The organism is Nostoc cf. edaphicum LEGE 07299 (genome assembly GCF_015207245.1).
GTDB classification, from domain to species: domain Bacteria; phylum Cyanobacteriota; class Cyanobacteriia; order Cyanobacteriales; family Nostocaceae; genus Nostoc; species Nostoc edaphicum_B.
In genome coordinates this window covers 1-10,389 of the sequence record NZ_JADEXF010000038.1, presented here as the reverse complement: position 1 = coordinate 10,389, position 10,389 = coordinate 1, and the positions used below count along the sequence as shown (strand labels likewise).

Genomic DNA, 10,389 nt, shown 5'->3' with positions numbered 1-10,389 from the left:
GTAATATACTTGCTGTTAGTTTGGCTTTGCTAGTAAGCACAAAGCAGTAGTGACGTGGCTAAATTGTTACAAAAAAAGTAAAGGGTAAAGGTATAGAATTTTCCCTTATCCTTTAACCTTTTCCCAACATCTTGGCATTTGCTACTTTTGCAAAGTGTCTATTGTACTTTTGCAAAGAAGCAAGCTACAGAGAAAGTGTGATGATGAATTACCAACTACGATTAACTGCGTTGCCAAATTTTAATTGTCTTATCCAGACTGCCGCTGACTAACATTTCACCGGAAGCTGTGAAGGCTAATGCTGTGACTATATTCCGATGACCTGTAAACGTAGCCAGCAATTCCCCGGTTTGTAAATGCCACAACTTGATGGTTTTATCAGCACTACCGCTAGCGATAATTTGTCCATCAGGACTTAAAGCGATCGCATATACCCTATCTCTATGTCCTTTAAGAGTATGAAGTAATTCCCCAGTCTTCAATTGCCAAACTTTAATCGTTTGATCCCAACTACCACTCACGAGCAGTTTAGCATCTGCACTGATTGCTAAGGAACAAACGATGTGAGAATGACCCATGAGGGTATGTAGTGGTTGTGCATCTTTTAAACTTTTGATTCCTGTTTGGGGTGAAGTGCGCCAAACTTTGATTTTGCGGTAACTACCTGTAACTAGAGTTTCGCCGTCTCGACTTAAAACTAAGGAATGAGCAGCTGTATCATCTAAGGAAAGTGCGATCGCAACCTGACGTTGCATCAAATCCCAAAAGAGAATTTTTCTGTCATCTCCGCCTGTTGCTAGCATTCTGCCATCTGGGGTGAAAGCAGCACACCGCACTACCCCATTGTGTTTGTGCAAAATATCTATCAAGTCTAAAGCGCCTACGTGCCAAAGCTTAATTGTCGAATCTGCACCGCAACTCACTAAAGTCTGTCCATCTGAACTAAAAGCTAGGGAATTCACTTCATCCACCAGCCCAGATATTACCCAAGGATACTCTGATAATGTCTCTATTAATTCGCCCTTGCTTAAATCCCAGAGTTTAGTCTCTCCACGACTACCACTTGCCAATATAGGTAAGGCTTTGCCATTATTACACCCAGAACTGAAAGCTAGGCAATTAATCCCTCTGGTGTGTCCTTGCAAAGTCTGCCAGCATTCCCAGTCACCGACTATACCCTTGAGACAATGTTCTGATGGTAGAGTCTGTATTGTATCTGCGATCGCTATCTCATTAATTACTGGCGACGTGTCTTTTTTACCCATAAGTGATTCTAAATACCAACTTAACCCCCCTGCATATAACAAATTACTTGGAGTTACATACAGTTTTGGTTCAGTCAATTCAAGCTGACTAGTAGGTAAAAAGCCTGTTATTATGCTTTGCTTCTCGTAACCTAAATTACCTGTAGATGGATAAAATAAACAGAGAAAAATTAATACTTGGTGATTTTTTAAATCTTCTTGAGTAATCGACCACCTAATTTTGTCTTTCTTAATACCATTAAAACTTTCTCCATCAGCAACATAAACTTGAACGCTTAGGTGAGGATGATCTTTAACTATATAAGGAAATTTACTTTCGCTACACAAATTTCCCTCATCATCTAAAATCATGTTTTGCAAAGTATCTTGTGACACCTTTTTTACTAACTTGCCCAAGCGTTCAGTTATTACCCTGTCAACAATATGTTCCCGTAAAAGATAATCTTGGGCTTGTTGTTGGAAGTATTTAGGAAAAGGTATCGTCCAGTCAGGCGGCTCAGGATATTCCGGCGGCGTCGGCGGCGGATTTTTGGCGAGAACTTCTGCTTGTTGGCGAGAAAGTTCTTGGAGTCTAGCCAATGGCTGGCCCCAAAAGGCTATAACTTCAGTGTGACAACCTTTAACTTGACTTTCCAGCAAAGATAAGTCATAAGTTTTAGGTTTTTTCACACGTTGAAGGAAGTCAATTTGTTGAGCTTTGAGTAAGCTAATCCAATCCATCTACATTCCTACGGCAAACTATTGCATACCTACGGTAAGCTATACAAATGCAATTACTCAAGTTTATAACCTTAGTTAATTAAAAATTCAGTAATATTAACAGTCTAATAAAACACAGCCATTGAGAAATGTTTCCGGGAAAGAGATAGATGGATAGCACTTAGACATTTCATGAACTGATGCAGTTGAAGTATATAGAATTAGATGATATCAGTCAATTCTAACGGAGATAGAGATCGAGATACTGTTTCTAAGAAACACTTCTAGCTGCGAAGGAAAGTTGAATTTGAGACGGATTTAAAGATTGCAGTAACGTTAAGTCAGCAAATAGCTAGATAAAAATAACCTAGTAACGATAATTCTCGGTAATATCCTCTGAAATCGAAATAAATGGTGACGATTGGCTAATTTTAACCTTTGCGTTTTGGTTGTCTGGGTGTAGTACTTAGATCGGAAGAGTCGCCAAAAGTATCCCTTGCTTCGATCTGTTTAATCTTCATTTGCAAGTTCAAGTCCTCACTGCTAACAATTGTTTCTAAATTCGCTAATCTCCGCTCTAGCAGTTCTATTTGCTGCTGTTGCAAATAGTTAGTTTTGGATTTTTGCTCATCAGAACGCCAAACAGCAACTGTACCAACAGCTGCGCCACCAATTGCAACTAAAGGAAGAATAGCACCGCTTCTAGTAACGGCTGACAGTGGGACGCAAACTCCTAGAATGGCTACTGTAATTACCCAAATTCTTGTGGTAGCAGATAATCTGACATCTTGGTATTGTTCTAGATTGGGTTGGGATTTTTTAGACATAAGTTTATCCAAAGAAAAGTTATTTGCTACATTTACACAAATGTTGACTAAATTACTTCCTACAATAGGGTTAAGTATAATTGCTATCCTGATATTATTTTTGTAATTATGGTTACTCAGTTATTGGCGATCGCTAGATTAGGATTGCTGGGAGTAGTTGTACCTGGGCAATAGATGAATTTTCGGAAAATGATATTAGGAAAAACCAAATGACAATTGATCATTTTTTCCAAGCTGCTAAAATTGAGGGTTTCCAGTCTCCTTACGATACCATTCACCTGAAAATTTTCTATCCAGCACGTATGCCGAGTCAGGTAGAAATAAATAGAGAAATTTTGCCAGTTGATTTAGAAAAGGCACCTTTTCCAGTAGTAATTTTCTTCAACGGCTTTAACTGTGATGCTCAACAATATCAGTGGTTGGCGGTTAAACTCGCTGAACATGGACTAGTAGTGATTCTCTTTAACTGGATTGCAGAAGTTATGCCAGGAATAATTAGTCTGACTCCAGGGATTGATGTTGAAAAGAGGAAACCAACAATTTATCGTACTGTTCCGACTGCTTCGGCTTTGCCTGCACTGTTAGCGAAAGTGGAACAGTTGCAGTCTGAGGGTATTTTAGCTGGAATGCTCGATCTACAACGAATAATTTTAGGTGGGCACTCCGCAGGTGGTAGAGTAGCAATTGAAAATGCCGATCCTGATTTTTTCCCTCAAATTGCAGCATCTTTTGGCTATGGTTTACACACTATGGCAACGTTATCACTAGGGTACGAGGCAGATACTATTTTACCCTTACCAGACTCCCTACCACTTCTACTGATGGGAGGAACCTGCGATGGAATAATTGCGAACAGCTGCGATCGCTATGGTATAAGTCCTGGAAATGCTACCACCCCAGTCATCCGTACATTCCAAGAAGCAATTACTGGCGGACGAAATGATAGCTATCTACTACTTTTGGAAGGGGCAAATCACTTTTCGATAAATCAGCCAGACTCCACCTTAAAGACACCCTTGTTGGACTTTCCCGCCACCCAACCCCAAGAAAGCTTCCGTTTGCTGATGGGTGAAATCATTAATTTGTTTATTGACACTCATGTTCGCCATCAACCAGAAGCATCTCAGTCGCTTGAGCAATTATTAAATACTCCCAATCCTCTGATAAAATCCTTTGAGCGTAAATAGTTAAATTTATTATGACAAGTGCATCTTATATTTTTCTGGCTGGAGCAAGTCGCGGTGTTGGTCGAGAAATTGCTCAATATCTGACAGCACAACAGCTAAAAGTCAAAGCACTCCTGAGAAAAGCAGCAGTTGCAAGCGAACTAGGAGGAATCGGTATTGAGGTAGTTATGGGAGATGCCTTGAATATTGGCGATGTCGAACGCGCAATGCTGACAGATGAACCTATTCACACCGTTATCAGTACAATTGGCGGTTTACCGACAGAGGGAGAAAGAGCAGATTACCCCGGTAATAGAAATCTGATTGATGCAGCAGTTAAAGCTGGGGTACAAAAGTTTATTCTTGTATCTTCCATCGGTGCTGGCAATAGTGTTGTTGCTCTCTCACCTCAAGTTTTAGAAACATTGGGAAAAGTTTTAGCTGAGAAAGACAAAGCTGAACAACACTTAATCGCCAGTGGACTTACTTATACAATCATCCGTCCTGGTGGACTCAAGTCAGAACCAGCAACGGGTAATGGCGTTTTGACTGAAGATCCGCACATTATTGGTAGCATCAATCGTGCAGATGTGGCTCAGTTGGTTGTTCGCTCTTTAAATAGCCAACGCGCCAATAATAAAATCTTGTCCGCCATAGACCGAAATATGCTATTCGGGCAAAGAGAATTTGCCGAATTTTCTTTGGAGTAATTTAAGCACGCCAGCGGAGTATTTGACCCTTGACAGGATTGACAAATTCTCGTCCTTCAGCAACAGATCGAGCATACTCCCGCTTTAACTGGTAATACCACTGCGACTGCATATCTGAGTCTTTAATCAGCCGCAGCACAGGATTATATTTCAGTCCAATTTGCTGTTTTTCTACCACCGTTCTGTCTTGGCCAATGAAAGTCCGCGCCAGCACGTGTAAAAGTGGCTTGAAAAAGCCTACCCAAGGAAGTGTCCAGTAAAGAGCAAAAGTTACCTCCGTTTCTGTGTCTGAAATTGGTGTAACTGCCGTCAAATTAACGACTCGATGATTGCCAATGGTGGTTTCTTCGATTCTGACTCCAGGTAAACGAAAAGAAATCTCCGTTTCCGGCACACCACCGCCAATCAACCAGTATAATCGACCCCCATTCGCTGGTAATCGGTGTCGTCGCATCGTGAAGCCATAGGGCGAAGCATCAAATTGCTTTACTTCTTCGTGCAATTGCTCATTTCGCCACCACCAAGCGCGATGAACATAAGGTGAATGAGCCGGATCCATCAGACCTACCACTGCATGATCTATAAAACAAGGAAATTTTACCACCTCTACAAACTGGTGAGAGCGATCGTCAAACCCTGGTATTACCGGAATTTCCATATCAGACGCAGGTTGAGGGTTATCGGGATCGGGCATATATATCCAGATATTCCCTTGGGCTTCGCGAATACTATATGACTGCACATCAAAGCGACTTAAATCCATCTGCTGTTCCTCCACAAGAGAAGGTATTGCAGTACACCGTCCAGCGGAGTTAAAGCGCCAACCGTGATAACAGCATTCAACTTCCTGCCCATTGAATCTCCCACAACTCAAGGGCACACCACGATGGGGACAAATGTCCGTCATCGCAGACACTTTGCCATCCTGGCTGCGAACTAACAGCACTGGTTCTCCTAAGAAAATGCGGCTAATCATCATACCTGGCTTGATTTGATCGCTAGGCAGAGCATAGTACCAAGTATTACGTAATACAAAATTATCGTTATTTTTCATAACTAATGGCCTCTGCCTTTGACACAACGAAAGCCCTGGTTTGTGGAAAGGAAGGTGATGCTAGAAAACATTCTTTCAGGTTTTTAATTGCTGTAGGTAAATTCAACTGATGTACTTCTTGGTCGTGTTCGTAATTCTCTCAGATTTAGGTTGTTCTAAGAGCATTGGGAGCATCCACTTTTGGCGGATCGCCCTGCGCTAAGGCGCACGCTACGCGAACAGACTAGAAGTCTGGGGCTATACAAACTAAACCCGCCTGCGCGGGTTTCAGAGAGTCCGCGTAGGCGGACTTCGTTTATGTAGCCGCGATTTCCAATCGCCCGGTGTTTCTTCCAAAAGTGGATGCTCCCTCTTTGTGAGGCTGGGCCAAACCCTTTTAACTTCTTTCTTTGTGTCCTTTACGTCCTTCTCTAACGAGACGCTGCGCGAATGCGCTTCGTTTTTGTTTCTTGTACTTAAATATGGTTTAGCGCATCTTCATACAGAATTGGTATAACCCAAGCGTATTGAGATGGGAGGCTTGCCTAACAGTTATATCACAACACATTTAATCTCATGTATCTAGAGATACTATAGTATGAATACTCCTCTTGTTAAGGCAAGTCTCTAGCTCTGTCTCTCTAAAACTTCTTCGAGTAATAACGATATTTTTTTGTGTTTTATATTACAAATAAATTTAATATTTATCTAGTCTTTGGTTAGAGGTGTAGTGGAGTGTTAGTTATTATTATTGGATTATAAAAACAAATTGAACTTCTAATTCTATATAGGAGTTTATAAAGGCAACGCTAATAACGCTGTTTTTTTTGTGATTTGTATACTAAAGACAAGTAAATTATCGTTTAGCCGCGTTATTTCAACTTAATTCACTAATTCTTTTCTGAGTGCTATATGCAGAAATCAAACGACCAAAAAAGCTATTTCCTTAGATACCTTTCCCTCGCTCCTGTTCTTGCCGTTATTTCGATATCAGTTGCCTTTTCTACGTGGGCGTTTTTTAATTATTTTTTACCCGATCTTCTTTTCCATCCTATGCCATAAAATAAGGGGTGGATCGTATAACTGAGGTTTACGCTATTTGGAAAACCTTACTTTCATACCTCTCTGTTACAAGCCTATCCATTTGTCAAATCCAATAACAGCCTTGCTCTCTAGCACTTTTTTAAAATATAGTTTTGAGGATTGTTATAAAAAAGCCCGGTTACTTTCGTGACCGGGCTTTTAGTTATCTCAATCTCTCAAAGGAGGTAAAGTAATCTGAGTACGACCCATTAGCTAGCAGGTTGTTTTAAATTAACCTTGACGACTTTGTTCTTTTCTTGCTCAGTTTTAGGCAGTGTCAGATTCAAGATACCATCTTTATAATCTGCTGTGACGTTAGTGTTTTGAATTCGAGCCGACAGAGGAATTATGCGTTGAAATTTACCGTAATGAAACTCACTTCGAGTAACACCTTTTTCTTCTGTTTTCGTTTCAGACTTCCGCTCACCGCTAACGTAAACAGCATTTTCTGTGACTTGCACATCCAGGTCTTTAGCTTCTATTCCTGGCAGTTCTATCTTTAAATGAATCGCATCTTCAGTTTCTTGAATTTCAGCGGCAGGAACTTTACTTAAGCCTTTGTCAAACAATGTAGATGGTAGTCTGGTATCTTCAAATAAACTATTTATTTGGTGTTGTAGAGTGTCAATTTCTTTCCAAGGATTCCAACGAACTAGTGTCATAACTCTTCCTCGCCTTAGTTAGCTTTGTTTAATAAGTTTTGCACTTAACCTTGTGCTTAATATTCATATTATGTAGAGTTGAAGCGGCTGTAAGTTCGGTTTTTGACACCAACTAATTGATGATTACCGCACTAAATTGATAGAAAAATTTTTACGGGTTACTCTAATTTTTCTGTTCGGTAAACCCAAATAGACAAATTAGATTCAATTATACTAAATCAATAAATCTGCTGTTGAAGGGATAGCGCAGAAATACGATGCCTCAGTTTGGCTATGTCTACAACTGAGTAACAACGCTGCATAAATTTTTAGATAACCTCAGTTAAATATATATTAGGACTAGCCCTTTCAAGGTGGATAAAAATTTTGTTCAGAAAATTTCTCTTTCATCTCTTACCTCTGTGTTCTCTGCGTCTCTGTGGTTAGATAAATTACTTTTAAACCGCAGAGTCACAGAGAACACAGAGAAAAAAAAGAGATTTTTCGAGTCACCTTGAAAGGGCTAGTCCTATATATCTGTTCAAGTTTGTCCTGAACTTTACTCCCGATTTATTAACGAACACAGCATCAATAATGAAACTCTTTTCCTTACTCAATTTTGCACACATTCTTGATTCTAGTGTCATACCTAGAATCGCGATAACTCAAATAGCTACTCATGGCAAGAGTGACACATCAATCAACACAGGTATCAAATCTAATACTTTACACAACGATTCCACAGATATCAATTGTCTCAAAACCTTTGATACTGCTGTTCTTGCTTATCAGATGATGGGTCTTAGCAACTTTGAATGAACCGTAGGATGCGCTCAATTAAATCACCCGAATGGGTGAGAAAAAAATCAACCGTCTAGGTGAACTGGGTGCAGGAAGTTAAGACAGATAAAAAATAAGACTCTATTACTCAAGAACACTAGTTGCACTTTACTATAACTAAGGATAATCCTATGAAACTCTCTATCTTGATTGATTCTGTACTCATTGTTACTTCTATTGCTTTATTGCCTAGAATCGGTGGCACTCAAATAGCTACTAATAATAGTGGCGAACCTATAGCTATCAATTCTAACAATTCATCTACTCATTCTACTAACGTCAGCTACCTCAAACCCTTTGATGCTGTATTTCTAGCTTATCAAAGTAATCTGAAAGCACAGGGTAGTCTTAGCGGTAGCGCTTTGGTATCTCAATACCAAACAGCAAGCCTGACTGCATTAAATGTGGTTAAGGCTGCTGTCAACGCTAAAAAGTTACCAGCACAAGCTTTGAATAATAAAGGTTATCTAAACACTCTTGAGTCGCAGCTGACATCATTCGGCAGCATTAGTAATTTATCTTACTAAATACAGGATTGCAGAGGTTCGTAATGGATTTATAAAATGCTTTACTATCATCTGGTTGCTTTGACAAGAAAATGCGTAACCGAGCAGGAAAAGCTGCTGTCTCCCCCTAATCACTATCTCATTCGCAAATATGACTTTAACCCCTCCAAGGTGCTGGAGGGGTTTTTAGTTGGTGCTACGGTTGCTACTTGCTCTAACGCCGTCCCATGCACAGTAGCACTGGAATGCTTTCTGCTCCCACAAAAGCGTAACTTATCACACTTTTAGAAAAAAGGGACAGGTCATAAATTATTTACTGTTCTATCAAATTAACGTTGTTAAGTTACTCAGCAGGTGTAGTTTTCACCTCCAGGCTGTGTTATGTATTGTGACGCGAAACAGGAGTATAGATACGTTGCTAAAGTTTTCTCCCGAATCTCCTCTATTTATTGTATTAATCATTTTTAGTTTTCTAGTAGTAACTTTGTCAACTTGGTTATCATCTAAACCATTCGTTTTAAAACCATTTGGAGTTAATGATATTGTCCAGTTACTTACATTACAATTATTCATTTCTTTGTTGTTAGAGCGTTCTTTAGAAATTTTTATAACTACTTGGCGTGGCCCATTCGTCGAACAATTAGATATTAGTATTCAGCAAGAAAAGGCTCTAATTTCTGAGAAAATAAAGCTTATGGAAGGACAGCAGCAACAGTTTCCTTCTTTGGAATCAAATCAAATCAGTGGACTCCCACCAGAAGGAATGAGTTTAGAACAGCAAATCATCCAAAATTTTACACAAAATCAACAAAATTCATTAAAAATTTTCCAGCCACAAATGGATGATATAAATGAAAAAGAGCGCCAAAGAGCAGCTTATAAATCTGATACACGAACAATTGCTCTATGGACGTCCCTTTTATTCGGTCTTTTAATGAGCGCAATAGGTGTTCGCTCAATTGAACCACTTGTAGTTATTGATTTAGATAATCCCATACAAGTAATTATTTTCCGTTGTTTAGATGCATTGCTGACAGGTGGTTTAATTGCAGGAGGTAGTGAGGGAATTCATAAGCTCATAAAAGTTTTTATCGATTTTATGGAAGCTACATCTAAACAAATCAAAAATCAAGGATCTTCTTGATGAAGCTTTGAATGTAAGCTAATATTACAAATATGATAATCACAGTAATATCTATTCTAGATATAGAGTACTATCTTCCCATAGATAATCTTTAATCTCTACAAAACTTTTGTTTAAGTTGCGTAATAAATCTGCTTCAGATAAAATCTGAACTCCTTCCATTTCTAACTTAATTTTTTGTTGGCTAACATAAGTTATCAAATAACCTTTAGAGTCTAATATTCTATGTAACGGATAATCAGCAGCCGAAGTTTTTTTCAGGTATATAGGAATGGCTCTTAGATAACTATTATCTACTCCTATAGCTTTGATTATCTGTTTATATGTAACTACTTTTCCACTTGGTATTTTGATAATAAAACTTAGAAATCGTTTATATGGATTTTCAGATAATGCTGTAAATTTATTAGCTTGAACTTGAAAGTTACTATCAACTTTAATTTTACCTGATTTAATAACTACACCTAAAATTCCT

The 10,389-nt window shown here is 39.0% G+C and carries 10 protein-coding genes; 5 read left to right on the top strand and 5 right to left on the bottom strand.

Annotated features, from left to right (window positions below):
• Positions 1–221: 221 nt before the first annotated feature.
• Positions 222–1,985: a WD40 repeat domain-containing protein gene (locus IQ229_RS02085; protein ID WP_194040838.1), complete on the bottom strand. Its 1,764-nt coding sequence runs from the start codon at positions 1,983–1,985 to the stop codon at positions 222–224.
• Positions 1,986–2,395: 410 nt separating this feature from the next.
• Positions 2,396–2,791: a hypothetical protein gene (locus IQ229_RS02080; RefSeq protein WP_194040836.1), complete on the bottom strand. Its 396-nt coding sequence runs from the start codon at positions 2,789–2,791 to the stop codon at positions 2,396–2,398.
• Between the two features lie 209 nt (positions 2,792–3,000).
• Between IQ229_RS02080 and IQ229_RS02075 the strand changes: the two genes are divergently transcribed.
• Both IQ229_RS02075 and IQ229_RS02070 read left to right on the top strand, forming a co-directional pair.
• The gene (locus tag IQ229_RS02075) at positions 3,001–3,978 is read left to right on the top strand and encodes an alpha/beta hydrolase family protein (protein ID WP_194040834.1); all 978 of its coding nucleotides are present in this window, start codon (positions 3,001–3,003) and stop codon (positions 3,976–3,978) included.
• An 11-nt stretch (positions 3,979–3,989) separates the two neighbouring features.
• Positions 3,990–4,667: an SDR family oxidoreductase gene (locus tag IQ229_RS02070; protein ID WP_194040832.1), complete on the top strand. Its 678-nt coding sequence runs from the start codon at positions 3,990–3,992 to the stop codon at positions 4,665–4,667.
• 1 nt (position 4,668) lies between these two features.
• Here the strand turns inward: IQ229_RS02070 and IQ229_RS02065 are convergent, their stop codons facing one another.
• Positions 4,669–5,721: an aromatic ring-hydroxylating oxygenase subunit alpha gene (locus IQ229_RS02065; protein WP_194040830.1), complete on the bottom strand. Its 1,053-nt coding sequence runs from the start codon at positions 5,719–5,721 to the stop codon at positions 4,669–4,671.
• A gap of 891 nt (positions 5,722–6,612) precedes the next feature.
• Between IQ229_RS02065 and IQ229_RS02060 the strand changes: the two genes are divergently transcribed.
• A complete protein-coding gene (locus tag IQ229_RS02060) occupies positions 6,613–6,762 on the top strand; it encodes a PsaJ protein (protein WP_194040828.1) in 150 nt (49 codons plus the stop codon).
• Between the two features lie 230 nt (positions 6,763–6,992).
• Here the strand turns inward: IQ229_RS02060 and IQ229_RS02055 are convergent, their stop codons facing one another.
• Complete coding sequence (locus IQ229_RS02055; RefSeq protein WP_194040826.1) at positions 6,993–7,445, bottom strand: Hsp20/alpha crystallin family protein; 453 nt, start codon at positions 7,443–7,445, stop codon at positions 6,993–6,995.
• Positions 7,446–8,395: 950 nt separating this feature from the next.
• On the opposite strand from IQ229_RS02055, the gene IQ229_RS02045 reads away from it, so the two are divergent.
• Positions 8,396–8,791 carry a hypothetical protein gene (locus IQ229_RS02045; protein ID WP_194040822.1) on the top strand — a complete coding sequence of 132 codons (396 nt, stop codon included), beginning with the start codon at positions 8,396–8,398 and terminating at the stop codon, positions 8,789–8,791.
• Positions 8,792–9,254: 463 nt separating this feature from the next.
• Positions 9,255–9,914 (top strand): hypothetical protein, encoded by a 660-nt coding sequence (locus tag IQ229_RS02040; RefSeq protein ID WP_228013022.1) that lies wholly within the window; start codon positions 9,255–9,257, stop codon positions 9,912–9,914.
• Positions 9,915–9,965: 51 nt separating this feature from the next.
• On the opposite strand, the gene IQ229_RS02035 is transcribed toward IQ229_RS02040, so the two are convergent.
• Positions 9,966–10,389 (bottom strand): MGMT family protein (locus IQ229_RS02035; protein ID WP_194040818.1); only part of this gene is annotated, 424 nt, incomplete at its 5' end.